Genomic DNA, 23,370 nt, shown 5'->3' with positions numbered 1-23,370 from the left:
TCTCTGTCCCAGGGTAGACAGACGCTGATCGGCCACCAGCGGACGGTTTTCGGGTAACTGTCCGCACGGCGAGGGGCAGGCGGATTCGCCGCCCCTCGCCCACTCTCACTTCCGTGCGTCGGAGGCGGTCTCACGCCGCTTTCTGGCGATCTCGTGCCACAGGTCCACGGAGTCGTCGTCCGAGGCCCGCAGGCCCGCGCGGCCGACGACCGTCACCGCCACGAGCGGATCCCGTGCGGAGCGGATGATGATCCGGCCGGTACCCGCGCTGCGCAGGACCGCCGCGAGTTCGTCCCGGATCTCCATCCGCCGCCCCTCGTCCACGCCGTCGAGCCCACCCTCGTCGAACACGGTCACCGAGGCACCGTGGCGGCGCGCGGCGTCGATCGCATTGCGGACGTCGTCGTTCAACAGGTCCGCGCCGCGCAGCTCGTCACGCAGACGTCCCTCAGCGAGCCGGGCTTCCAGGCGCTCGTCGTCGTCGAGCAGCCCGCGTGAGGCCACCACCCTGCTGAGGATCGGGCCGGCGACCGCGAGGGCGAACTGCGTCCGCAGCCGACGCTCGCGCTGCCGGACGCGCTGCGTCGCATGCCAGGCCGACACGGCCTGCTGGATCTCGGACAGGCGCTCCGTGTCGCTGACGGCGCGATCCCAGAACATCACCAGCAGCTGGGCGACCGCCACCCACATGATCGAGCCCACCACGCCGAGGTTCATCGCCACGCCCATGCCCAGCGCGAGCGACGCGGAGACGACGAGCACGGCGAGCGTCGTCCAGCCCACCCAGGGCCGGCGCCGGACCACGCACACCACGCCGAGCAGCCCGAGAGCGCCGATGTACCAGGTGGCGAACGGCGCCGTGCGATCGTCCGGTTCCAGCGAGAGGGTCACGAGCGCGGGGATCACCGCGCTCACGGCCAGCGCGAGGAGCGCCGACCACAGCGGCATCCGGACCGTGGCCGGGCTGCCGAGGATCGCGATGTTCACCACGACGAGGTACGCGGCGATCGCGAGGACCATGAGCAGCGGTGCCGTCGGCTGCTCGATCCACCAGATCCCGCGGGCGACGAAGTACAGCGCGAACCCGACGGCGAGCGAGGTCGCGACACTCCGCACGGTCCGGTTCATGAGCGCTCCCAGCCCAAGGTGACGACGGTGCCGCCCTCGTCGGAGGAGATCCGCGCGGTGCCGGCGACACCGGCCATACGGGCGAGGATGGAGGCGCGGATGCCGAGCCGATCCGGACCGATCGTGTCGACGTCGAACCCGTTCCCGGTGTCGGAGACCGTCACGGCGATGCCCTCGTCGCCGTGACCGACCACGAGGATGTGCAGGCCGCGACCGTGGGCGTGTGCGACCGCGTTGCCGATCGCCTGCCGCGCCGCGAGCACGAGAGCCCTCGCTGCGCGCCCCGGGATGAGGCCGCTCCCGCCACGCTCCTCCACGATCGCGTCCGCGCCGAGCTCGGAGAGGGCCCGTCGCAGCTCCACGACGATCTGCGCGGCGCCCACCGGCTCATCGCTACCCTCCTCCGCGACCGCCGCCTCCGTGTTCGCGAGCCGCGTGAGCGCCTCCCGCGCCATCGCCACGGCGAGCTCTCTCGCCCGCTCACCCTCCGCGCGTTCGGCGGCGATGAGTGCGGCCAGCACGCTGTCGTGCATGAGCGCCGACATCGCCACGCGCTCCTCCTCCGCCGCCGCCGCGGCCGCCGCCGTCGCATACGACGCCACCGCCGTGCCCCGCGCCTCGTCCACGCCCGCGGCGACCGAGCGGAACATCCAGCCGAGCGAGACGATCACGACGCCGAGGATGAGCGTGAAGGAGACGTCGAACGCGGTCGTCACCCAGAACTCGCGCGAGAAGTCGCCCTGCACCAGACGCACGTACCCGTAGACGAACGGCACCCCGACCGCCCACGCGAACTGCAGCCGCACGGGGAAGGCCAGCATCGCCGCCACGACTCCGACGTTCACGAGGAAGAAGATCCACGGCTGGTCCCCCGCCACCTTGTCGGTGGGATCGACGACGACCGGCCATGCCGCGAGCGCGAGGACGTACACGACGGCGAAGACCCCCGAGGCCAGGCGCACGCCGCGTCCGACCAGGCAGGCGACGAGCATCGCCGCCAACGGCACGAACACGGCGATGAGCATCGCGATGTGCGGCACGTCCGCGCGGGACATCGTGTGCACGGCCGCGATCAGCGCCTGCGCCCCGAGCACGGCGGAGCCCAGGGCGACGACGATCGCGAGGATGCGCTCCATCCGTTTCCCGGTGAACCGCTCGAAGCCGTTCTCCGCGCTGCCGGGAGACGGGATCTTGCTCCAGGCGTCGCGGACGCTCAGCGGCTCAGCGGGCACTCGGCGCCCCGTCGGCCGTCACGATGCCGTCCTCCATCGCGCGCCGCAGCAGATCGACCTTGGTGGGCGCCGGCCGACCGACCTCGACGTACTTCACCCGGATCCGGGTGATGTTCTCCTTCGCGGTGGAGTACGCGACGCCGAGGCGTTCGGCCACGGCCTTCAGGGGCAGGCCGGTCGCATACAGGCGGAGCACCTCCCGCTCCCGGGTGGACAGCTGGGCGTCGGCGAACGCGCGGTCGCCGTCGACCGCGCTGGCCCATTCGACGTTGTTCAGCGCCTCACCCTGCGCCACGGTGCGGATCGCATCCAGCACGTCGTCGAGGGCGGAGGACTTGCTGACGACTCCGGCCGCGCCGGCCGCCAGCGCCTCGCGCACGGCCGCCGGACGGTCGGCGACGCTGTGGATCACCACGCTGGCGCCGTCGGCGACGAGGGACACGACGTTCTCCGTGACCGTCGTTCCGTCCCCCAGCGTGAGGTCGAGCACGACGACGTCTGCGGGTGGAGCGCCCGTGGACGAGCGCCACACGAGGTAGGAGCCGACCGTGCTCCCGGTGAACACGACGGTCTGCCCGTCCCTGGCGCACGCGGCCTCGAGGCCGAGGCGGACGGACTCGTGGTCGTCGATGAGGGCGACGGTGCTCATGCCCACAGCCTAGTGAGTCGCGGACCCGGGGCCGGGAATGCGCTCACCGGGTGAGCAGGGCGACGACCTCGAAGTGATGCGAGTGCGGGAACAGATCGAAGCCGCGGAGGGCACCGACCTCCCACCCCAGGCCGCGGAAGGTGCCGAGGTCGCGGGCGAGGGCCACCGGGTCGCAGGCGACGTAGGCGATCGCGGACGGGCTCAGCGCATGCACGCCCTCCACGACCGCCCGCCCGGCCCCCGACCGCGGCGGATCGAGCACGACGGCTCCCGTGGCACCTCCGCGCCGCGACTGCTGCAGGAAGCGGTCGACGCGAGCCGTGACCGCCGTCACGTCGAGCGGGGCGAGGTTCGCGGCGGCGTGCTGCGTCGCCCGGCGGCTGGACTCCACCGTGACGACATCGGTGCCGCCGAGATCCGCGAGGGTCCGCGCGAAGAGGCCGACGCCGCCGTACAGGTCGTAATGCGTCGCGTCCGGCTCCACATGCCCGTCGAGCAGCCCGTACACGGCACCGTCGAGGACGGAGGCGGCACGGGGGTGCACCTGCCAGAACCCTCCGGCGTCGACGTCGAACGTGCGGTCACCAACGCGTTCCTGCACGACCTCGGGTGTCGGCCGAGGACGACGATCCCGCGGTGAGCGCCGCTCGGCCTCGGGTTGGCGGAGGATGCGCACCCGGCCGTCCGCGGGCTCCACGAGCTCGATGCGTCCGGCCTTCTCGCCCTGCAGGGCCAGGGCGGCCTCGGCGATCGCGGGGCGGGCGAGCGGGTGCGTCGACACCGGGACGACGCGGTGGCTGCGGGCCGCGAAGGGGCCGATCCGTCCCTCGTCGTCCACGTGCAGGGTCACCCGTGTGCGCCACCCCGTCCCGTCCCCGGACTCCACGGCCTCGATCTCCGGGGCCTCGAGGCCGGGACCGGCGAAGCGGTCGAACGCCTCCGAGAGAACCTGTCGCTTGAGCACGCGCTGGTGCCCGAGGTCGATGTGCCCGAGGTCCGCGCCCCCGGGCCGCTGGGCGGGGTCGTGCGCGACGTCCGCCTCCGGCCAGATATGCCGCCGCCGATGCGGAGAGGCCTCGAGGACCTCGATCGTCTCGGCGCGCCAGAAGCTGCGGGTGTCGGGCTCCCCGGCGCCGGCGGACGGATCCAGCAGGCGGGCACGGACGCGCTCCCCCGGGATCGCATCGGAGACGAAGACCACGCGACCGTCGTGACGGGCGATGAAGGTGCCTCCGTGGGCGATGCCGGTGATGTCGAGATCGAGCACGTCGGCTGCGGAGGAAGTCATCCTTCGAGGATACGGTGGTCTCCATGCGCGTCTGCCTCGCCTCGACATCCCCCGCCCGGCTCATGCTGCTGCGTCAGGCCGGCATCGAACCCCTCACGCTGTCGCCGGAGGTGGACGAGGACGCCCTGGCCGCCGCCGCGGAGGAGCGCATGGGCCCCGTCGCACCCGCCGACCTCGTGCTGCTGCTCGCTCGCGCCAAGGCCGCCGCCGTCGCCGAGCGGCTGGCCGCCGAGGGCGTGTTCGACGGCATCGTGATCGGCGGGGACTCCATGTTCGCGCTCGGGGACCGGGTCTACGGCAAGCCCTACACGCCGGAGGAGGCCACGCGCCGGTGGCAGGAGATGCGCGGCGCCACCGGTGTGCTGCACTCCGGGCACTCCGTGTTCCGCGTCTCCCCCGGCGCCGAGCCCGTCGAGGCGACCGCTGTCGCGGAGGCCGCCGTGACGTTCGCCGAGGACATCAGCGATGAGGAGATCGCCGCGTACGTGGCATCGGGGGAACCGCTGCACGTCGCCGGAGCCTTCACCGTGGACAGCCTCGGCGGCGCCTTCATCACCCGGGTCGAGGGCGATCCCTCCACCGTCGTGGGGATGTCACTCTCCACCGTGCGCCGTCTCGCTGCCGATCTCGGAGTGCGGTGGACGGATCTGTGGTCGTAGACTCCCCTCCACGTTTTTCCCTCTTTCTTGTCGAGAGTCGTCAAAAGTATCGGGATGCTACTCGCTAGGCTGGCAACCATGCCTGAAATCGCGAAGGTGCTCGTCGCCAACCGCGGCGAGATCGCCGTCCGCATCGTCCGTGCCGCTCGTGACTCCGGGATCGCCTCGGTCGCCGTCTACGCCGACCAGGATCGGGACGCGCTGCACGTGCGCCTCGCTGACGAAGCGTATGCGCTCGGTGGCGCGACCAGCGCCGAGACCTACCTCCAGATCGAGAAGATCCTCTCCGTCGCCCGCCGCGCCGGCGCCGACGCCGTGCACCCGGGCTACGGGTTCCTCGCGGAGAACGCCGAGTTCGCGCGCGCCGTGATCGACGCCGGGATGATCTGGATCGGCCCCTCCCCGGAGGCCATCGAGGCGCTCGGCGACAAGGTCACCGCCCGCCACGTGGCCGAGAAGGTCGGCGCGCCCCTCGCGCCCGGCACCCCCGGCCCGGTCTCCGGTGCCGACGAGGTCGTCGCCTTCGCGCAGGAGTACGGTCTGCCGATCGCGATCAAGGCGGCCTACGGCGGCGGCGGTCGCGGCCTCAAGGTCGCCCGTGAGCTCGACGAGGTCGAGGAGCTGTTCGAGTCCGCCACGCGCGAGGCGGTCGCCGCGTTCGGCCGCGGCGAGTGCTTCGTGGAGAAGTACCTCGACAAGCCCCGTCACGTCGAAACCCAGTGCCTCGCCGATGCCGAGGGCAACGTCGTCATCATCTCGACCCGCGACTGCTCGCTGCAGCGTCGACACCAGAAGCTCGTCGAAGAGGCACCCGCCCCGTTCCTCACGCCCGAGCAGAACGAGAAGCTCTACTCGGCGTCCAAGGCCATCCTCAAGGAGGTCGGCTACGTCGGTGCGGGCACGTGCGAGTTCCTCATCGGCGCCGACGGCACGGTCTCCTTCCTCGAGGTGAACACCCGCCTCCAGGTCGAGCACCCCGTGTCCGAGGAGGTCACCGGCATCGACCTCGTCCGCGAGCAGTTCCGCATCGCCGCCGGCGGCACGATCGACTACGACGACCCCCAGCCGCAGGGCCACTCCATCGAGTTCCGCATCAACGGCGAGGACCCGGGTCGTGGATTCCTCCCCCAGCCCGGCCCCATCCACGTCTTCAAGACCTTCGGCGGCCCCGGCATCCGCCTCGACTCCGGTGTCACCGCCGGGGACGCGGTCTCCGGCGCGTTCGACTCGCTGCTCGCCAAGATCATCGTTACCGGCAAGGACCGCGCCGAGGCCCTGGAGCGCGCGCGTCGGGCCCTGGACGAGTTCGAGGTCGCAGGCCTTCCCACCGTCATCCCCTTCCACCGCAAGGTCGTCCGCGACCCCGCCTTCACGGCCGAGGACGGGACGTTCGGCGTCTACACGCGGTGGATCGAGACCGAGTTCGACAACGACATCCCCGCGTGGGACGGCGAGCTCGAGGCTCCGGCCCCCGCGAACGCCCGGCACACGGTGGTCGTCGAGGTCGGCGGCAAGCGGCTCGAGGTCAGCCTGCCCGATCGCGTCGCCGTCGCCCCCGGCACCACGGGACGCCCTGCGGCGGTGCCGCCGTCGCGTCGCAGCCACGCCACGGTCGCCAACGCCGGGGCCTCCGGCGACGCGGTGAAGTCGCCGATGCAGGCCACGGTCGTCAAGGTCGCCGTCGAGGAAGGGCAGCAGGTCGTCAAGGGCGACCTCGTCGTCGTCCTCGAGGCGATGAAGATGGAGCAGCCGCTGCAGGCGCACAAGGACGGCGTCGTCGGCAGCATCGACGCCGCCGCTGGCACCACGGTGTCCGCCGGCCACCAGCTCCTCACGATCTCCTGACACGATCTCCTGACACGCGAGACCCCGCTTTCACGCCGAGACCCCGGGCTGCAGATGTCTGCAGCCCGGGGTCTCGGCGATTGCGCGGGGTCTCGGGTCAGGAGATGTTCACGAGGTGCATCGCGCGGCTCGCGTCGGTGATGCTGCTCGAGAGCGAGGGGTACGCGGCGAAGACCCGGGAGACCTGGTCGACGGTGAGGCGACGCTCGACCGCGATCGCGATGGGGTAGATGAGCTCGGAGGCCTTCGGTGCCACGATCACGCCGCCGATCACGGTGCCGGAGCCCTTGCGCGCGATGAGCTTGACGAAGCCGTCCTTGATGCCCATCATCTTCGCGCGCGGGTTGGCGGCGAGCGGGAGCTTGTAGACCATGCCGTCCGCGAGGCCGTCCTCCACGTCCTTGACGCCGTAGCCGACGGTCGCGATCTCCGGCGCGGTGAAGATGTTGGAGGTGATCTTGATGAGCTCGAGCGGGATGACGATGTCGCCCAGCGCGTGGAACACCGCCGTGCGACCCTGCATCGAGGCCACCGAGGCCAGGGGGAAGAAGTTCGTGCAGTCCCCGACCGCGTACACGTTCGGCACCGAGGTGCGCGCGACGCGGTTCACCCGGACGTGTCCGGAGTCGTCGAGCTCGACACCGGCCTCCTCCAGACCGATGCCGGCCGTGTTCGGGATCGAGCCGACCGCCATGAGGCAGTGGCTGCCCTCGACAGTGCGACCGTCGGACAGGGTCACCGTGACGCCGTCTCCGGTGACCTCGACCTTCTCGGCGCGCGACTTGGACAGCACCTGCATGCCGCCGCGCTTGAACACCTTCTCCAGCACGCGCGCCGCATCCTGGTCCTCGCCGGGGAGGACCTGCTCGCGGCTGGAGACGAGCGTGACCTTCGCCCCGAGGTTCATGTAGGCGGAGGCGAACTCGGCACCGGTCACGCCGGAGCCGACGACGATGAGGTGCTCGGGCAGCGCCTTCATGTCGTAGAGCTGGGTCCACGTGAGGATGCGCTTGCCGTCGGGCTTGGCGGAGTCGAGTTCGCGCGGCGAGGCGCCGACCGCGACGACGATGGTGTCGGCCTCGACGCGGTCGAAGTCCGTGCCCCGCTCGCCCGTGGAGACGACGATGGCGTTCGGACCCTCCAGACGGCCGTGACCGGAGAGGATGCGCACGCCTGCGTCGAGGAGGGTGGTGCGCATGTCCTCGGACTGCTGACCGGCCAGCGCCACGAGGCGCTTGTTCACCGCCGCGAGGTTGATGGCGATCTCCGGCTTGAGGGGCTTGCCGTTCTCGCCCTTGGCGTAGAAGTTCACGCCGAGGTCGCTGGCCTCGGAGATGGCGACCGCGGCGTCCGCCGTCGCGATGAGGCTCTTCGAGGGCACCACATCGGTGAGCACGGCGGATCCGCCGACACCGACGCGCTCGACGAGGGTGACCTCCGCTCCGAGCTGGGCGGCCGCCAGGGCCGCCTCGTAACCGCCGGGTCCGCCGCCGAGGACGGCGACGCGCTGAGTGCGCTCGAAAGTGGTGGAAGACATGCTCTCCATTCTTCCGCAATCCTGGCACCGGAGCCTGCCACTTCCTAGAGTGGATCCATGCCTGAAACCCACAGCAACCCCCTCGACGACCCCGCTGCGAACCCGTTCGAGGTCGCAGCCGAAGCCGCCGCCGACATCGCGCGGCTGACCGGCGTCGAGAAGCACGACATCGCCCTCACGCTCGGCAGCGGCTGGGGCAAGGCCGCCGACCTCATCGGCGAGACCGTGGCGACCATCCCCGCCACGGAGGTCACCGGGTTCTCGAAGCCCGCTCTGGAGGGCCACGTCGGCACGCTGCGCAGCATCCGGACGCCCGGCGGGAAGAACGTCCTCGTCATCGGTGCCCGCACGCACTACTACGAGGACCACGGCGTCCGCCGGGTCGTGCACAGCGTCCGCACCGCCGCAGCCACCGGCGCGAAGATCATGGTGCTCACCAACGGCGCCGGCGGCATCAAGGAGACCTGGAAGCCCGGCCAGCCCGTGCTGATCAGCGACCACATCAACCTCACCGCCGACTCCCCGCTGGAGGGCGCGACGTTCATCGACCTCACCGACCTCTACGCGAAGCGCCTGCGCGACATCGCCCGTACGGTCGACCCCGCCCTCGACGAGGGCGTCTACACGCAGTTCCGCGGCCCGCACTACGAGACCCCGGCCGAGGTGCAGATGGCCAAGCACATCGGCGGCCACATCGTCGGCATGTCGACCGCGCTCGAGGCGATCGCGGCGCGCGAGGCCGGCATGGAGATCCTCGGGTTCTCGCTCATCACGAACCTCGCGGCCGGGATCCAGCAGACCCCGCTCAGCCACGCCGAGGTCATCGAGGCCGGACGCGAGGCGGAGCCGGTGATCTCCGACCTGCTGGCCCGGGTGGTCGAGGCCCTGTGAGCGAGGAGCGGCTCGCCCAGGCCCGCGCCTGGCTGCGCCAGGACCCCGACCCGCAGACCCGCGACGAGCTGGCCGGCATCATCACCCGCGCCGCCTCCGGGGATGAGGCCGCCACGGCGGAGCTCGACGACCGCTTCGGCAGTCGTCTCGCGTTCGGCACGGCCGGGCTCCGCGGCGCGCTCGGGGCGGGAAGCAACCGGATGAACCGGGTGCTCGTCTCCCAGGCCGCGGCGGGCTTCGCGGCGTATCTGCGCGAGCGGGCCGCGGGCGCGACCCCGACCGTGGTGATCGGCTACGACGGCCGCCGCAACTCCCGCGTGTTCGCCCAGGACTCCGCGGAGCTGTTCGCCGGTGCCGGCCTGCGCGCGATCCTGCTCCCCCGCCTGCTCCCCACCCCCGTGCTGGCCTTCGCGGTGCGGCACCTCGGCGCCGACGCGGGCGTGATGGTGACCGCGAGCCACAACCCGCCGGACGACAACGGCTACAAGGTGTACCTCGGCGGCGCGGATCACGGTTCGCAGATCGTGGCTCCCGCCGACGCCGAGATCGCCGCCCACATCCAGCGCGTCGCAGACGGCGGAGACGTGCGGACCCTGCCGCGGTCCACCGCCTACGAGACCGCGGGCGAGGATCTCGTCCAGGCCTACGTCGCCGCCACCGCGGCCGTCGCCCCCGCGCCCGCGGCGGGCCGCCGCCTGCGCTGGGTCTACACCGCGATGCACGGCGTCGGCTGGGAGACGTTCGCGCGCATCCTCGACGCTGCCGGCTACCCGCGGCCGATCGTGGTCGACGAGCAGCTCCACCCGGACGCGACGTTCCGCACGGTGTCCTTCCCCAACCCGGAGGAGCCGGGCGCCATGGACCTGGCGTTCGCCACGGCCCGGAGGGCGAAGGCGGACTTCATCCTCGCCAACGATCCGGACGCCGACCGGCTCGCCGTGGCCGTCCCCGACGACACCGCCGCGGACGGCTGGCGACGTCTGACCGGCAACGAGGTCGGACTGCTGCTCGGCGCCCGCGCCGCGCGTGCCGCGGCCGGAACTCCCGGGGCCTCGCTCGCGTGCTCGCTCGTCTCCTCCCCCGGGCTCGGCGCCATCGCCGCCCACCACGGGTTGGACTTCCACGAGACGCTCACCGGGTTCAAGTGGATCTCGCGGGCTCCCGGCATCGTCTTCGGCTTCGAGGAGGCCCTGGGCTACCTCGTCAACCCCGAGACCGTGCGCGACAAGGATGGCATCTCCGCCGCGGTCGCCGTGCTCGGGCTGGCCGCCGAGGCGCAGGAGCGCGGGCTGACCCTCGCCGACCTCGTCCGCGAGGTGGGCGACACGTACGGTCACTTCGCGAGCTCCCAGGTGTCGGTGCGGGTGGCTGACCTGTCGCTCATCGGCACGGTGATGCTGTCGCTGCGCTCGCTTCCGCCCACGCAGATCGGCGGACGCTCGATCGCGTCGACCGAGGACCTGCTGCAGAGCGCACCGGGGCAGCCCTCCGGGGACGTGCTGCGGTACCGGCTCTCCGACGGATACCGGGTCATCGTGCGCCCGAGCGGAACAGAGCCGAAGCTGAAGGTCTACATCGACGCCGCAGCCGACTCCGCGGAGGGTGCGGCGGCCGCCGTCGCCGAGCTGGAGGCCGGCGTCCGGGTCCTCCTGGACGAGCGCTCCTGACCATGCCCGTCCGCCACGTCGTCGTCAGCGCCCACAACGGGGTGCACGCACGACCGGTCGCGGAGCTCGTGCGCCTCGCGCAGGCGCACGAGCTCCCGGTCACGCTGCGCACCGCCGGCGGCACGGCCGTGGATCTGCGCAGCGTCCTCGCGGTGATGGACCTCGCCCTCGCCCCCGGGGACGCCGTGACCCTGGAGACGCCGCCGGGTCCGTCGTCCGAGCGCGTCCTCGCGCAGCTCGCCCTGGTGCTCGCGCCCGACGCCTGAGTCTCAGCCGTCGATCACGGCGACGAGCTCGTCGAGGAAGCCCTCGAAGGTCACCCCGCGGCGGACGATCCGCTGCACGCTCTCCCGCTCGCTGAACACCTCGACGAGCTGCTCGAACACGGTCTGGAAAGCCGCCCTGTCGCTCTCGCTGAAGGCGGCGAGCGCGACGACCTGCACGCGTCCGTCCCCCCATGCCGCCGACCCGTCCGCGACGCCGAGCGCGATCGCCGTCCGGGTCGCGGTCATCTGCAGCGCGTGCGGCACGGCGAGCGCGTCGGTGAACGCGGTGGAGGACATGCGCTCGCGCACGATCGTGTTCTCCACGTAGTCGTCGCCGATCAGACCGGCCCGGATCAGCGGCGCGCCGAGCCGCCGGATGATGGCCTCCTCGCCCTCGTCAGGGAGCGGGTGCACGAAGGCATCGGGGTGGAAGTAGCGCGCGAGCTCCTCCCGGAGTCGGGCGAGCCGTCGACCGCGGCGCAGCCGCCCTGCGGCCTGCTGTATGCGGTCGACGTCGGCGTCCGTGAGGAACGGCTGGATGCGCACGAACCGGTCGCCGGAAGCCCCGGGTTCGATCGTGCTCAGCACGAGGTCGGTGTCGAACGACGCCCAGTCCGGGTCGACGTTGGTGACGACGCTGGTGACCTCGATCGCGGAACCCAGCGAGCGGTCCACGCTCGAACGCAGGAGTTCGTGGAGTTCGTAGTAGCCGGGGCAGACGATGGTCGCGGTGAGGATGGACTCCGCCTTGCGGCTCCGCTCCAGCCGCCCCCCGACGTGCATGGCGATGTAGGCGATCTCGTCGTCGTGGATGGGCGTGCCGAGCCGGTCGTGCAGACCGCTCGCGATCGACACCGCCACCTCGAAGATCATCGGATAGGTCGTCTTCAGCGAGCGGGTCAGCGGGTTCCGGGTGAGGGCGCTCTCCTCGGCGCGGCGCAGGAGGTTCTGCACGTGCAGCGCGAGGCGGAGCACGAACGTCTCGTCGACGAGGTCGACGCGGTAGTCCTCCGCGGCCCGCGCGATCTCCGCTCTGACCGCCGCCTCCACGTCCGGGGCGACGCCGCTGCGGGCGAGCTCCTGCGCCGCCTCGCCACCCGGCGCGACGATCCGCGTCAGGACCAGGGAGGCGAGGTGACCGCTGTCGCCCTCGCCCAGGACCACGGCGAAGTGCTCGGCGGCGAGGCCGGCGATCACCGCTCCCACCCGCGGGATCTCCGGTCGAGCTCCCACGGGGGGTGCCTCGAGGGCACGGCCGGCGGCCACCCGCTCGGCGGCGATCGCGATGTGCAGGAGCACGTCGGCGATCGCGAGTTCGTTGACGTAGTAGCCGAGTTCGCCGAGCTCGCGCACGAGGGCCGACTTGAAGGGTCCGACCGCCTGCGCATCGACCGCGGTCCCGGAGAGGGCCCGCCGGAAGATCTCCGGGTGGAACGACGCGTCGTCCATCTCGTCGTGGGCGAGGCGGCTGAGCAGGCGGCGCTGGGCGGCCTCGTCTCCGCGGAGCCGCACCCGCTCACGGGCCCGGTCGAGCGTCAGGTCGGTCCCGTCGAGGAGACCGCGGACGCGGACCAGGTCCGCCTCCAGCGTCGCCTCGCTCACGTGCAGCGCATCCGCGGTGTCGAAGACGTCGATCCCCTCCGGCTCGTCCAGGAGCAGCCGGACGAGGGCGTGCAGCCGTTCGCGCGGGGCGGAGTCGCCGCCCTGCCGGACGCGCAGCGCGCCGCGGGCGCCGGGGCCCGCCCGATAGCCCGCGGGGCCGGACTCGACGACCGCGGCGCCCGGCGTGCGGGCGTTCAGTGCCGCGACGTAGGAGCGGATGCTCCGCGGGGTCACACCCAGGAGATCGGCCAGCGTGCCTGCGGTCGCCCAGCCCTCCTCGCGCAGCAGCGCGGCGAGGAGCTGGTCCTGACGCTGGCGCGACATGGTCCCTCCGAGTTCCCGTGCTGACGGCACTGTCCGACTGCTCTCCATGATGACAGCCTCCGGCGGCACGGGCGCGGCGAGGAGCATTCCGCAGGGGCGGAAGAGAACGTGTTGGTGCCGCCGTGGTCACGTTTCCCAGACTGTTCTCAGGAAGGGTGACATCGATGAGGATTCTCGTGGTCTGCGGCGCCGGCGCGTCGAGCACGTTCGTCGCTCAGCGCCTGCGCACTGCCGCAGCGGCAGCAGGCCTGGACTGGGATGCGGATGCCGGGGTCGAGAGCACCGTCCCCCTCGGCGGACACGACCTCGTCCTCGTGGGCCCGCATCTGCGTGAGCGCCTCGACGCCATCCGCGACCTGACCCGCGCGCCCGTCGCCGTCCTGCCGGACGACGTGTTCGCGGACCGCGACGGCGTCCGCACCCTTCTTCTCGCCCAGTCGACCCTCGCCGCCGCCGGCGGGGCCCCGAAAGGAACACCATGACCGCCACCCGCACCGTCCGCATCGGCTCCTCGCACGGACTGCACGCCCGGCCCGCAAAGATCTTCGCGCAGGCCGCGAAGGACTCCGGGCTCGCGGTCACGATCGCCAAGGACTCCGGCACGCCGGTCAACGCCGCGAGCATCCTCGGGGTGATCGCGCTGGCCATCGAGCACGGCGACTACGTGACGCTCACGGCCGACGGCGACGGCGCCGAGGGCGTACTGGACACGCTCACCGAGCTGCTGACGACCGACCACGACCAGGACGCGGCCGGATGAGCGCGTTGCGAGGAGTGGGCATCGGTCTCGGCGTCGCGCAGGGACCGGTCGTCCGCATGACCGAGGCGCTGCCCGCGCCCGAGAACGTCCCGAGCACCGCCGGGGCCGATGCCGAGCGCGCGCGGGTCCGCGAGGCCGTCGCCGTCGTCGCGCAGGAGCTGACGCAGCGTGGCGAGGCCGCCGGCGGCGCCGCGCAGGAGGTGCTGGAGGCGCAGGCGATGATCGCCGAGGACCCGACGCTGCAGGACGAGGTCGACGCGAGGATCGATGCCGGGGCCACCGCGGAATGGGCCGTTCACGACGCCTTCGCGGGCTTCCGGGCCACGCTCGAGGCCGTCGGCGGCTACCTCGGCGAGCGCGCCGCCGACCTCGACGACATCGCGCAGCGGGTGCTGGCCCGGCTGCGCGGGGTGGACGCCCCCGGCGTGCCCGATCCCGGGCACCCGTTCGTCCTCGTGGCACGCGACCTCGCGCCCGCTGACACGGCGCTGCTGAACCTCGACCAGGTGCTCGCCCTCGTCACCACCGACGGCGGCCCCACCTCCCACACGGCGATCCTCGCCAGGGAGAAGGGCATCGTGGCTGTGGTCGGCGTCGGCGACGGGCACGCGCTGACGACCGGGGAGACCGTGATCGTCGATGCCGCCGCAGGCGTCATCACCCGCGAACCGACCGCCGAGGAGCGCAGCCGCGCCGCCGAGCGCGCCGCGGCCAGACTGGTCGCGGACGACGCGCCGCTCACGCCCGGTGCGCTCGCCGACGGCACACCGGTCGCCCTCCTCGCGAACCTGGGGAAGCCCGCCGACGCCGCCGACGCGGTCGCACGCGGGGCCGAGGGCGTCGGGCTGTTCCGGACCGAGTTCCTGTTCCTGTCCGCGTCGCAGGCGCCGACCGTGGCCCAGCAGCGGGAGTCCTATCGTGAGCTCCTGGAGGCCTTCCCCGGCAAGAAGGTCGTCGTGCGGATGCTCGACGCAGGGGCCGACAAGCCCCTGGCCTTCCTCAACGACGCGCACGAGGAGAATCCGGCCCTGGGGTTGCGCGGTCTGCGGGCTCTCCGCGCGAGCGAGGACATCCTCCGCGAGCAGTTGACCGCGCTGGCCGAGGCCGACGCCGCGACCGACGCCGATCTGTGGGTCATGGCGCCCATGGTGGCCACCGTCGAGGAGACCGTGTATTTCACAGGCCTCGCCCGCGAGTACGGGCTGAAGACGGCCGGCGTCATGGTCGAGGTGCCGTCCAGCGCCCTGCTCGCCGACCGCGTCCTCGCCCACGCCGACTTCGCGTCCATCGGCACCAACGACCTCACGCAGTACACGATGGCCGCGGACCGGCTGCTCGGCTCGGTCGCGTCTTTCCAGGACCCCTGGCACCCCGCGGTGCTGCGCCTGGTGCGCGAGGTCGGCACCGCCGGAGCCCGCCTCGGCAAGCCGGTCGGCATCTGCGGCGAGGCCGCGGCCGACCCGCTGCTCGCGGTCGTCCTCGTGGGGCTCGGTGCGACGAGCCTCTCCATGGCGCCGTCGGCCCTCGCGGACGTCCGCCAGGCGCTCGCCGCCCGCACTCGCGACGACGCCCTCCGCCTCGCGGAAGCCGCGCTCGCCGCGGACGACGCCCCCTCCGCCCGCACCGCTGCGGCGACCCTCGCCGCGGCACTCCCCCCTCATCAGAAAGAGACCACATCATGACGACGACGTCACCCGCCGCCACCGCCCCCGGTGGCCTCCGCGTGGGCGTGCAGCGTTTCGGCACGTTCCTCTCCGGCATGATCATGCCGAACATCGCGGCCTTCATCGCCTGGGGCTTCATCACGATGCTCTTCATCCCGAAGGGCTTCTTCGGCGCCGAGAGCCCGTTCGGCTGGCACTGGGCCGGCGTCGCCGAGATCATCGGCGGCGGCGGCGACTCCGCCGTCCTCGGCTGGCAAGGCGCGATGACCGCGGTCGCCGAAGGCGCAGACGGCAACATCCTGGCCTACGTGGGCCTGGTCGGCCCGATGGTCACCTACCTGCTGCCCCTCCTGATCGCGAACACGGCCGGCCGCATGGTCTACGGCGAGCGCGGCGGCGTGGTCGCCACGATCGCGACCGTCGGTGTGATCGTCGGCACGAACATCCCGATGTTCCTGGGCGCGATGATCATGGGCCCGATCGCCGCTTGGATCATGAAGCAGGTCGACAGGCTGTGGGACGGCAAGATCCGCCCTGGCTTCGAGATGCTCGTCAACAACTTCTCCGCCGGCATCCTGGGCATGCTCCTCGCCATCGTCGGGTTCTTCGCCTTCGGTCCGGTCATGCTGGGCATCAGCGCCGCGCTGGGCGCCGCCGTCGACTGGCTCGTGTCGCTCAACCTGCTGCCGCTCGTGTCGATCATCGTCGAGCCGGCCAAGGTGCTGTTCCTCAACAACGCCATCAACCACGGCGTGTTCACCCCGCTGGGGATCGAGCAGGCTGCGGAGACGGGCAAGTCGATCCTCTTCCTCATCGAGGCGAACCCCGGCCCCGGCCTCGGCCTGCTGCTCGCCTTCACCTTCTTCGGGGTCGGCGCCGCGAAGGCCTCGGCTCCCGGTGCCGCCATCATCCAGTTCTTCGGCGGCATCCACGAGATCTACTTCCCGTACGCTCTCAGCAAGCCGACCACGATCCTCGCGCTCATCGCGGGTGGAGCGGCCGGCGTCACCACGAACATGGTCCTCGGCGGCGGACTGGCCTTCCCGGCCGCCCCGGGCAGCATCATCGCCGTGACCGCCGCGGCCATCGGCCCCGGCGTCGCCAACCTCCTCGTGGTGTACCTGTCGGTCATCATCGCCGCGACGGTGACCTTCCTCATCACCGGCGTCATCCTGCGGGCCTCGCGCAAGCGCGACCTCGCCGCCGAGGGCGACACGTTCGGTGCGGCCATCGCGCAGACCGAGGCGAACAAGGGCAAGTCGTCCGCGGCGATGGACGCCCTGCGCACCTCGACCGCGACGGCGGCACCGGAGTCCACGCCCGCTCCCGCCACCATTGCGGTCGCGGCGGCCCCGATCGAGACCATCGTGTTCGCGTGCGACGCCGGTATGGGCTCGTCCGCCATGGGCGCCAGCGTGCTGCGGAACAAGCTGAAGAAGGCCGGCATCGAGGGCATCACCGTCACGAACGCCGCCATCGCCAACCTCGACGGCGCCGCCGACGTGGTCATCACGCAGCAGCAGCTCACCGACCGGGCCACGGCGAAGTCGCCGGACTCCCTGCACGTCTCGGTGGACAACTTCATGAACTCGCCGAAGTACGACGAGGTCGTCGAGATGGTCAAGGAACAGCGAAAGGACGAAGAATGAGCGTTCTCACAGCCGAGCAGGTCCGCATCCACCCGGGAGGCGCGTCGCGGGACGACGCGCTCCAGGAGGCGACGGACATCCTCGTCGCCGCCGGTGCGGTGACCCCGGCGTACGTCGATGCGATGCGTCAGCGCGAGGAGACCGTGTCGACGTACATGGGCAACGGCCTGGCCATCCCGCACGGCACGAACGAGGCGAAGGACACGATCCTGGCGTCCGCGCTCTCCGTCGTCCGCTACGACGGCGGCGTCGACTGGGACGGCGAGCAGGCGAGGTTCGTGATCGGCATCGCCGGCGTCGGCGATGAGCACCTGGACATCCTGTCCCGCATCGCGATCCTCTTCTCGGAGGAGGACGACGTCGCCCGGCTGGAAGCGGCGGCGACGCCGGACGAGCTGTTCGCTCTCCTCTCGGAGGTGAACGAGGGATGAAGGCGGTCCACTTCGGGGCGGGCAACATCGGGCGCGGTTTCGTCGGCCTGCTCCTGCACGAGGGCGGATACGAGGTCGTGTTCAGCGACGTCGCCGACGCACTCGTGGAGGCGATCGACCGGGCGGGCTCGTACACCGTGCACGAAGCCGGCCCCGGAGGGACCGACCACGTCGTCTCCGGGTTCCGTGCGGTGAACAGCCGCACGGACCCCGCCGTCGTCGCGGAGGAGGTGGCGACGGCCGACGTCGTCACGACCGCCGTCGGCCCCACCGTGCTGCGGTTCGTCGCCCCGTCGATCGTCGCCGGGCTCGCGTTGCGCTCCCCCGAGGCCGCGCCTCTGCAGGTGATGGCCTGCGAGAACGCCATCGGCGCCACCGATCAGCTGCGGCAGGAGATCGTCGCGGCGGCGGGGCCGGATGCCGACGTCCTCCTCGCGCGTGCGGTGTTCGCGAACACCGCCGTCGACCGCATCGTGCCGGCGCAGCCGGACGGTGGGGGCATCGACGTCACCGTCGAGCCGTACTTCGAGTGGGCGATCGAGGCCCGGCCGTTCGGCGACACCCCGCCGCGCATCCCCGGCGCCCATTTCGTCGACGACCTCGCGCCGTACATCGAGCGCAAGCTCTTCACGGTGAACACCGGTCATGCCGCCACCGCGTACTTCGGTGCACGGGCGGGCATCGAGCGGATCTCGGACGCCCTCGCGGACGACGCGATCGCCGCGCAGGTGTCGGCCGCCCTCGAGGAGACCTCGGCGGTGCTGGTCGTCGAGCACGGGCTCGACCCCGCAGACCTCGCGCAGTACCGTGCGACCATCCTGGAGCGGTTCCGGAACCCGGAGCTCGTGGACACCGTGCAGCGCGTCGGCCGTCAGCCCCTGCGGAAGATCTCCCGGCACGAGCGGTTCATCGGCCCCGCGGCGATGGCAGCCGAGCACGGACTGCCGACGGATGCCCTGGTGGCCGCCGTCGCCGCCGCGCTGGAGTTCGACGACGCCGCCGACGAGCAGTCGGTCGAGCTGCAGACCCTTCTGCGCACGGAGAACGCGGCGGGCTTCACCGTCCGCACCACCGGCCTCGATCCGGAGCACCCGCTCTTCCCCGCCGTCCGCGACGCCGTGGCCCTCCGTCAAGCGGCGCTCGCCGGTTGAGGGACGCGGCGTCGGGGCCGGGGTAGCGTTGCTGCTGTGCAGAAGAAGCCCCGGCGCCGCGTCCTGAAGCGAGTCCTGTGGAGCGTGGCGATCGTCATCCTCCTCGCCATCGGCGGAGTCCTCGTCTGGAGCCAGGTCGGCGTCATGGACGCGGAGCCCGCACCGCTGACCGCCGTCCGCGAGAACCCGGCGATCACGGTGACCGATGCCGATGAGGGGATCGTCCTGGAGCCCGCGGACGGCTCCTCCGACCGGGGACTCGTCTTCATCCCCGGCGCGAAGGTCGACCCCTGGGCCTACGCGTCGATCCTCCAGGGGCTCGCGGCGGAGGGCACCACGGTCGTCATCACGCGGCCCTGGCTCCATCTCGCCTTCTTCGATCCCCGCGGACTCGACTCGTTCACGAGCGCCGCGCCCGACGTCGGCGTCTGGGCCGTGGGCGGCCACTCCCTCGGCGGGGTGCGCGCCTGTCAACTCGCGACGGACGCCGATGCCCTCGTCCTCTTCGCCTCTTACTGCGCGACCGACCTCGCAGGCACCGACCTCCCGGTGCTGAGCGTCTCCGGCAGCGAGGATGGTCTCTCCACACCCGAGAAGATCGCGGACGCCCGCTCCGAGCTCCCCGCGGACGCCGAGTTCGTCGAGATCGACGGCGCCTCCCACGCCTCCTTCGGCGACTACGGACCCCAGTCCGGCGACGGTACCCCGACGATCGACGACGACGAGATGGACGCCGAGGTCACCGAGGTCGTCGGCGGGTTCCTGGAGCAGGTCGCGCCCTAGGCCGCCCGCGGATCCCCGAGGATCGGGTCGAGCAGCGGGTGCAGATGCCGGGTGGTCAGCACTCCGGCGGCCGAGCGTGCGCCCGCCGAGAGCGCCGACGCCAGGTCCGCGCCTCCCAGCCGCGCGTCGAGGACGCCCGCGAAGAACGCGTCGCCGGCGCCGTTGGTGTCGACGACGGTGGTCGGCACGGCGGGCACCCGGAACTCGGCACCGTCCGCCCCCACCGCGACCGCTCCCTCGGCGCCGAGCGTGCACACCGCGAACGCCGCTCCCTCCGCGACGACGGCGCGGAGGAACTCCACCGGCGCGTCCAGCCGGTCCGCGTTGCAGAAGACCGCCGTGGCTGCCGCGAGGAACGGCCGGTGGTACTCCCCGACGCCGTCGTAGTCGTGCACGTCGACCCACAGCGGCGTGCCGCTGGCCACTGCGAGCGGGAGCAGCCGTCGCGGCTCGGCGGCCAGGTCGAGGACGACGGCGTCGGCTCCAGCCATCTCCGCCGCGTGCGCCCCGTCCGCCTCCCCCGTCGTCTCCGCCGGGGTCGAGAGGTACAGCGACACCCGCTCACCGCGCGGCGTCATCAGGTTGAGGTGCCGCTCGGTGATCCCGTCCGTCCAGTGCGCGACCACTCCGGCCGCCTGCAGCGCCTCGCGGACGCGCAGCCCGTCCTCGTCCTCTCCGGCGATGCCATGCAGCACGACCGGCCGCCCCAGCGTCGTCAGGCTCAGCGCCTTGCCGGCGCTCGTGCCGCCGACCGTCTCCCAGCTCGCCTGCGCGAACTGCATGTGGGGCACGGGCTCGGGGAGCCGGTCGAGCAGGACCATCCGGTTCCACGAGGCGGGACCGGCGAGGAAGACGGAGGCGGGCATGCCCCCATCCTCGCGTCCCGCCTCCCGTTCCGGCCGTGCCGACGGGTCGTGTCGGCCGCGACGGGTCGTGTCGGCCGCCGGGTCAGGCGCCGAAGCCCTCGGCGATCATCTCGACGAGCTCCTCGCGCTCCTCGACGGGGAGGAACGCCGCAGCGGCGGCGTTGAACTGGAAGGCCTCGAGGTCGTCGAGGTCGTACTCGAACGTCTGCACGAGCAGCGCCAGCTCCCGCGTGAGGGAGGTCGCGCTCATGGTGCGGTTGTCCACGTTCACCGTCACCGCGAACCCGAGCTGGTACAGCAGGTCGAACGGATGATCGGCGAGGGTCTGCCCCCACGCCGCGACGGCTCCGGTCTGCAGGTTCGACGACGGGGAGAGCTCCAGCGGGATCTCCCGATCGCGCACCCAGCGGGCGAGGTCGCCGAAGCGCACCTGCACCTCGTCGCCCTCCTGCGTGACGACCTCGAGGTCCTCCGCGATGCGCACGCCGTGTCCGAGTCGGAGCGCACGCCCGTCCAGGAGGGCGGAGCGGATGGAGGCGAGCCCGGCTGCCTCCCCCGCATGCACGGTCACCGGGAAGAAGTTCTCGGCGAGGTAGTCGAAGGCCGCGCGGTGGTCCGACGGAGGGAAGCCGTCCTCGGGGCCGGCGATGTCGAAGCCCACGGCGCCCCGTCCGCGGAAGTCCACCGCGAGCTCGGCGATCTCCCGCGCCCGGTCGGTGTGCCGCATCGCGGTGAGGAGCTGGCCGACGCGGATGCTGCGGCCGTCGCGGTCGACAGCGTCCTCACCCTCCTCGATGCCCTGCTGCACCGCCTCGACGGCGTCCTCCAGCGAGAGACCGCGCGCCTGGTGCTGCTCCGGCGCCCATCGCATCTCACCGTAGATGACTCCGTCCGCCGCGAGGTCCTGGACGAACTCTCGCGCGACGCGCGTCAGCCCCTCACGGGTCTGCATGACCGCGGTGGTGAGCTCGAACGTCTTCAGGTACTCCACCAGCGATCCCGCGTCGCTCTTCTTCGCGAACCACGAACCGAGCGCGGCAGGGTCGGATGCCGGGACCTCGAGACCGATCGCGTCGGCGAGCTCGATGATCGTGGCCGGGCGCACCGCGCCGTCCAGGTGGTCGTGCAGCGACACCTTCGGCAGACTCCGCAGGGAGACGCCCTGGATGGCGACGTCGCCGCTCGCATCGATCGACATGGGGATCCTCTCGGTCGCGGGGTGTTCGTCCAGGCTAGCGCCCGGGCCTCACGCCGTGATGCGCTCGCGGACGATCGGTCCCACGGTCGGAGCCTCGTCGCCGAGCTCCCAGGCGCCCTCGAGCGCCTCGATCGCCCGGGGGAAGCGCGCCTCGTCGGCTGCCGAGAGCGTGAACAGCGGCTGCCCCGCCGACACCCGGTCCCCCGGCTTCGCATGCAGATCGATCCCCGCCTCGAAGACCACCGGGTCCTCCGCGCGCGCACGCCCGGCGCCCAGACGCCAGGCGGCGATGCCGAAGGGAAGCGCGTCCATGCGGGTCACGACGCCGTCCGCGGGCGCCGTCACGACGTGCGTCTCCCGCGCCACCGGGAGCGCCGCGTCGGGGTCGCCGTCCTGCGCACGGATCATCGCTTTCCACGTGTCCATGGCGCGGCCGTCGTCGAGCGCTGCCTCCACGTCGGCGTCAGGCTGACCGGCGAGGGCGAGCATCTCCCGCGCGAGCGCGACGGTCAGCTCCCGGACGTCGGCGGGTCCCCCGCCGGCGAGGATCTCGACCGACTCGCGGACCTCGTTGGCGTTGCCGATCGCGCGGCCCAGGGGAACGTTCATATCGGTCAGAAGTGCCGTGGTCGCGACACCGGAGTCCGTGCCGAGCGCCACCATCGTGCGCGCGAGCTCCCGAGCCCTGTCGATGTCCTGCATGAAGGCGCCGGAACCGAACTTCACGTCCAGGACGAGAGCGTCGGTCCCCTCGGCGATCTTCTTCGACATGATGCTGGAGGCGATCAGCGGGATGGCCTCCACGGTGCCGGTGACGTCGCGGAGCGCGTAGAGCTTCTTGTCGGCGGGCGCGAGACCCGACCCCGCGGCGCAGATCACGGCCCCGACGTCGCCCTGCATCTGCGCGAACATCTCCTCGTTGCTGAGCGCAGCGCGCCAGCCGGGGATGGACTCCAGCTTGTCGAGCGTGCCGCCGGTGTGGCCGAGGCCGCGGCCGCTGAGCTGCGGCACCGCCACGCCGAACGAGGCGACGAGGGGCGCGAGCGGCAGGGTGATCTTGTCGCCCACGCCACCCGTGGAGTGCTTGTCCACGGTCTTCTTGCCGAGAGTCGCGAAGCTCATCCGCTCCCCGGACGCGATCATCGCGTCGGTGAGCACGCGGATCTCGTCGCGCTCCATGCCGCGCTGGAAGATCGCCATCGCGAAGGAGGCCATCTGCGCGTCGGACACGTAGCCGCGCGTGTAGGCGTCCACCATCCAGCGCAGGGCCGGCTCCGGGACCACGCCTCCGTCGCGCTTGGCCCGGATCACGTCGATCGCGTCGAACTGCTCGATGGCTCCCTGAGCCTGTCCCGCGGTCATCGTGCGTCCTCCAGGTCGCGCGGCCCGAACGCGTCGGGCAGCACCTCGTCGATCGTGCGGATGCCGGAGACGGTCTCCAGCAGCATGCCGGGTACGGCATGCTCGAACAGCAGCTGGCGGCACCGGCCGCACGGCATGATCGTCTCGCCGTCGTTGTTGACGCACACGAAGGCGACGAGCTGCCCGCCGCCGGACATGAACAGATCGCCCACGAGCGCGCACTCGGCGCACAGCGTGACGCCGTAGGAGGCGTTCTCGACGTTGCATCCGGCGACGATCCGCCCGTCGCTGACGAGAGCCGCCGCTCCCACGCGGTAGCGCGAGTACGGCGCGTACGCCTTGGTCATGGCATCCGCGGCGACCTGCCGCAGCTCATCCCAGTCGATGTCCGTCATGGTGGTGGTTCCTTCTTCCCTGC

Annotated in this window: 22 protein-coding genes; 12 read left to right on the top strand and 10 right to left on the bottom strand. The window is 72.0% G+C overall.

Features of this window, described 5'->3' with window-relative positions; genetic code table 11:
- Positions 1-105: 105 nt before the first annotated feature.
- Genes AB0310_RS16605 through AB0310_RS16590 form a run of 4 tightly spaced genes read right to left on the bottom strand, consistent with a single transcriptional unit; the run spans position 106 to position 4,297 of the window.
- A complete protein-coding gene (locus AB0310_RS16605) occupies positions 106-1,128 on the bottom strand; it encodes a hypothetical protein (protein ID WP_187661922.1) in 1,023 nt (340 codons plus the stop codon).
- A complete protein-coding gene (locus AB0310_RS16600) occupies positions 1,125-2,360 on the bottom strand; it encodes a sensor histidine kinase (protein ID WP_366237657.1) in 1,236 nt (411 codons plus the stop codon). Before AB0310_RS16600 ends, AB0310_RS16605 begins: the two co-directional genes overlap by 4 nt.
- On the bottom strand, positions 2,350-3,009 hold the full coding sequence (locus AB0310_RS16595; RefSeq protein WP_071329676.1) for a response regulator transcription factor: 660 nt from the start codon (positions 3,007-3,009) through the stop codon (positions 2,350-2,352). The genes AB0310_RS16600 and AB0310_RS16595 overlap by 11 nt, the downstream gene beginning before the upstream one ends.
- A gap of 43 nt (positions 3,010-3,052) precedes the next feature.
- Complete coding sequence (locus AB0310_RS16590; protein WP_366237656.1) at positions 3,053-4,297, bottom strand: class I SAM-dependent RNA methyltransferase; 1,245 nt, start codon at positions 4,295-4,297, stop codon at positions 3,053-3,055.
- A gap of 23 nt (positions 4,298-4,320) precedes the next feature.
- On the opposite strand from AB0310_RS16590, the gene AB0310_RS16585 reads away from it, so the two are divergent.
- On the top strand, positions 4,321-4,956 hold the full coding sequence (locus tag AB0310_RS16585; RefSeq protein ID WP_268776835.1) for a Maf family protein: 636 nt from the start codon (positions 4,321-4,323) through the stop codon (positions 4,954-4,956).
- A gap of 78 nt (positions 4,957-5,034) precedes the next feature.
- A complete protein-coding gene (locus tag AB0310_RS16580; RefSeq protein ID WP_259954231.1) occupies positions 5,035-6,801 on the top strand; it encodes an acetyl/propionyl/methylcrotonyl-CoA carboxylase subunit alpha in 1,767 nt (588 codons plus the stop codon).
- Between the two features lie 97 nt (positions 6,802-6,898).
- Here AB0310_RS16580 and AB0310_RS16575 read toward each other — a convergent pair whose 3' ends face one another.
- A complete protein-coding gene (locus AB0310_RS16575; protein ID WP_025105680.1) occupies positions 6,899-8,347 on the bottom strand; it encodes an NAD(P)H-quinone dehydrogenase in 1,449 nt (482 codons plus the stop codon).
- 48 nt (positions 8,348-8,395) lie between these two features.
- Here AB0310_RS16575 and AB0310_RS16570 point away from each other — a divergent pair, with 48 nt between their 5' ends.
- From AB0310_RS16570 to AB0310_RS16560, 3 genes are read left to right on the top strand one after another with little or no spacing between them, the layout of a single operon-like run.
- A complete protein-coding gene (locus AB0310_RS16570) occupies positions 8,396-9,229 on the top strand; it encodes a purine-nucleoside phosphorylase (protein ID WP_366237655.1) in 834 nt (277 codons plus the stop codon).
- The gene (locus AB0310_RS16565) at positions 9,226-10,896 is read left to right on the top strand and encodes a phospho-sugar mutase (protein ID WP_366237654.1); all 1,671 of its coding nucleotides are present in this window, start codon (positions 9,226-9,228) and stop codon (positions 10,894-10,896) included. The genes AB0310_RS16570 and AB0310_RS16565 overlap by 4 nt, the downstream gene beginning before the upstream one ends.
- Before the next feature lie 2 nt (positions 10,897-10,898).
- Positions 10,899-11,162, top strand: a complete 264-nt coding sequence (locus tag AB0310_RS16560) for an HPr family phosphocarrier protein (protein WP_187661928.1) — start codon at positions 10,899-10,901, stop codon at positions 11,160-11,162.
- 3 nt (positions 11,163-11,165) lie between these two features.
- Here AB0310_RS16560 and AB0310_RS16555 read toward each other — a convergent pair whose 3' ends face one another.
- Positions 11,166-13,088, bottom strand: coding sequence for a BglG family transcription antiterminator (locus AB0310_RS16555; RefSeq protein ID WP_366237653.1), 1,923 nt, complete (start codon positions 13,086-13,088; stop codon positions 11,166-11,168).
- A gap of 164 nt (positions 13,089-13,252) precedes the next feature.
- Here AB0310_RS16555 and AB0310_RS16550 point away from each other — a divergent pair, with 164 nt between their 5' ends.
- Genes AB0310_RS16550 through AB0310_RS16520 form a run of 7 tightly spaced genes read left to right on the top strand, consistent with a single transcriptional unit; the run spans position 13,253 to position 19,526 of the window.
- The gene (locus AB0310_RS16550; protein ID WP_363590086.1) at positions 13,253-13,570 is read left to right on the top strand and encodes a PTS sugar transporter subunit IIB; all 318 of its coding nucleotides are present in this window, start codon (positions 13,253-13,255) and stop codon (positions 13,568-13,570) included.
- Positions 13,567-13,848 (top strand): HPr family phosphocarrier protein, encoded by a 282-nt coding sequence (locus tag AB0310_RS16545; RefSeq protein ID WP_187661931.1) that lies wholly within the window; start codon positions 13,567-13,569, stop codon positions 13,846-13,848. Before AB0310_RS16550 ends, AB0310_RS16545 begins: the two co-directional genes overlap by 4 nt.
- Positions 13,845-15,530, top strand: a complete 1,686-nt coding sequence (gene ptsP, locus AB0310_RS16540; protein ID WP_363447002.1) for a phosphoenolpyruvate--protein phosphotransferase — start codon at positions 13,845-13,847, stop codon at positions 15,528-15,530. Before AB0310_RS16545 ends, ptsP begins: the two co-directional genes overlap by 4 nt.
- Positions 15,527-17,161: a PTS mannitol transporter subunit IIBC gene (locus AB0310_RS16535; RefSeq protein ID WP_366237652.1), complete on the top strand. Its 1,635-nt coding sequence runs from the start codon at positions 15,527-15,529 to the stop codon at positions 17,159-17,161. Before ptsP ends, AB0310_RS16535 begins: the two co-directional genes overlap by 4 nt.
- Positions 17,158-17,592: a PTS mannitol transporter subunit IIA gene (locus AB0310_RS16530; protein WP_187661934.1), complete on the top strand. Its 435-nt coding sequence runs from the start codon at positions 17,158-17,160 to the stop codon at positions 17,590-17,592. Before AB0310_RS16535 ends, AB0310_RS16530 begins: the two co-directional genes overlap by 4 nt.
- On the top strand, positions 17,589-18,743 hold the full coding sequence (locus AB0310_RS16525) for a mannitol-1-phosphate 5-dehydrogenase (protein WP_366237651.1): 1,155 nt from the start codon (positions 17,589-17,591) through the stop codon (positions 18,741-18,743). The genes AB0310_RS16530 and AB0310_RS16525 overlap by 4 nt, the downstream gene beginning before the upstream one ends.
- A 36-nt stretch (positions 18,744-18,779) precedes the next feature.
- Positions 18,780-19,526 (top strand): alpha/beta hydrolase, encoded by a 747-nt coding sequence (locus AB0310_RS16520; RefSeq protein ID WP_268776829.1) that lies wholly within the window; start codon positions 18,780-18,782, stop codon positions 19,524-19,526.
- Here AB0310_RS16520 and AB0310_RS16515 read toward each other — a convergent pair.
- The 4 genes from AB0310_RS16515 to AB0310_RS16500 form a co-directional block, all read right to left on the bottom strand.
- Entirely contained in the window at positions 19,523-20,392 is an 870-nt protein-coding gene (locus AB0310_RS16515; protein WP_259954618.1) for a carbohydrate kinase family protein, read from the bottom strand. The two genes, AB0310_RS16520 and AB0310_RS16515, sit on opposite strands and share 4 nt — an antisense overlap.
- Positions 20,393-20,474: 82 nt before the next feature.
- Complete coding sequence (locus AB0310_RS16510) at positions 20,475-21,590, bottom strand: adenosine deaminase (RefSeq protein ID WP_187661938.1); 1,116 nt, start codon at positions 21,588-21,590, stop codon at positions 20,475-20,477.
- Positions 21,591-21,638: 48 nt separating this feature from the next.
- Positions 21,639-22,952 carry a thymidine phosphorylase gene (locus AB0310_RS16505; RefSeq protein WP_268776828.1) on the bottom strand — a complete coding sequence of 438 codons (1,314 nt, stop codon included), beginning with the start codon at positions 22,950-22,952 and terminating at the stop codon, positions 21,639-21,641.
- A complete protein-coding gene (locus AB0310_RS16500) occupies positions 22,949-23,347 on the bottom strand; it encodes a cytidine deaminase (RefSeq protein WP_187661940.1) in 399 nt (132 codons plus the stop codon). The genes AB0310_RS16505 and AB0310_RS16500 overlap by 4 nt, the downstream gene beginning before the upstream one ends.
- Between the last annotated feature and the right edge of the window lie 23 nt (positions 23,348-23,370).

Source organism: Microbacterium meiriae, assembly GCF_040702565.1.
In the GTDB taxonomy this organism is placed as follows: Bacteria; Actinomycetota; Actinomycetes; order Actinomycetales; family Microbacteriaceae; genus Microbacterium; species Microbacterium meiriae.
The sequence above is the reverse complement of the archived record's forward strand: the minus strand, read 5'-3'. Positions and strand labels throughout refer to the sequence as shown.

What these genes read in the sequence shown, in the direction of transcription:
- AB0310_RS16545 (WP_187661931.1), top strand. Translation starts at nt 13,567, where the DNA reads ATGACCGCCACCCGCACCGTCCGCATCGGCTCCTCGCACGGACTGCAC.
- AB0310_RS16550 (WP_363590086.1), top strand. Translation starts at nt 13,253, where the DNA reads ATGAGGATTCTCGTGGTCTGCGGCGCCGGCGCGTCGAGCACGTTCGTC.
- AB0310_RS16500 (WP_187661940.1), bottom strand. Translation starts at nt 23,347, where the DNA reads ATGACGGACATCGACTGGGATGAGCTGCGGCAGGTCGCCGCGGATGCC.
- AB0310_RS16595 (WP_071329676.1), bottom strand. Translation starts at nt 3,009, where the DNA reads ATGAGCACCGTCGCCCTCATCGACGACCACGAGTCCGTCCGCCTCGGC.
- AB0310_RS16605 (WP_187661922.1), bottom strand. Translation starts at nt 1,128, where the DNA reads ATGAACCGGACCGTGCGGAGTGTCGCGACCTCGCTCGCCGTCGGGTTC.
- AB0310_RS16510 (WP_187661938.1), bottom strand. Translation starts at nt 21,590, where the DNA reads ATGTCGATCGATGCGAGCGGCGACGTCGCCATCCAGGGCGTCTCCCTG.
- AB0310_RS16590 (WP_366237656.1), bottom strand. Translation starts at nt 4,297, where the DNA reads ATGACTTCCTCCGCAGCCGACGTGCTCGATCTCGACATCACCGGCATC.
- AB0310_RS16560 (WP_187661928.1), top strand. Translation starts at nt 10,899, where the DNA reads ATGCCCGTCCGCCACGTCGTCGTCAGCGCCCACAACGGGGTGCACGCA.
- AB0310_RS16580 (WP_259954231.1), top strand. Translation starts at nt 5,035, where the DNA reads ATGCCTGAAATCGCGAAGGTGCTCGTCGCCAACCGCGGCGAGATCGCC.
- AB0310_RS16505 (WP_268776828.1), bottom strand. Translation starts at nt 22,952, where the DNA reads ATGACCGCGGGACAGGCTCAGGGAGCCATCGAGCAGTTCGACGCGATC.
- AB0310_RS16585 (WP_268776835.1), top strand. Translation starts at nt 4,321, where the DNA reads ATGCGCGTCTGCCTCGCCTCGACATCCCCCGCCCGGCTCATGCTGCTG.
- AB0310_RS16575 (WP_025105680.1), bottom strand. Translation starts at nt 8,347, where the DNA reads ATGGAGAGCATGTCTTCCACCACTTTCGAGCGCACTCAGCGCGTCGCC.
- AB0310_RS16530 (WP_187661934.1), top strand. Translation starts at nt 17,158, where the DNA reads ATGAGCGTTCTCACAGCCGAGCAGGTCCGCATCCACCCGGGAGGCGCG.
- AB0310_RS16570 (WP_366237655.1), top strand. Translation starts at nt 8,396, where the DNA reads ATGCCTGAAACCCACAGCAACCCCCTCGACGACCCCGCTGCGAACCCG.
- AB0310_RS16525 (WP_366237651.1), top strand. Translation starts at nt 17,589, where the DNA reads ATGAAGGCGGTCCACTTCGGGGCGGGCAACATCGGGCGCGGTTTCGTC.
- ptsP (WP_363447002.1), top strand. Translation starts at nt 13,845, where the DNA reads ATGAGCGCGTTGCGAGGAGTGGGCATCGGTCTCGGCGTCGCGCAGGGA.
- AB0310_RS16535 (WP_366237652.1), top strand. Translation starts at nt 15,527, where the DNA reads ATGACGACGACGTCACCCGCCGCCACCGCCCCCGGTGGCCTCCGCGTG.
- AB0310_RS16515 (WP_259954618.1), bottom strand. Translation starts at nt 20,392, where the DNA reads ATGCCCGCCTCCGTCTTCCTCGCCGGTCCCGCCTCGTGGAACCGGATG.
- AB0310_RS16555 (WP_366237653.1), bottom strand. Translation starts at nt 13,088, where the DNA reads ATGTCGCGCCAGCGTCAGGACCAGCTCCTCGCCGCGCTGCTGCGCGAG.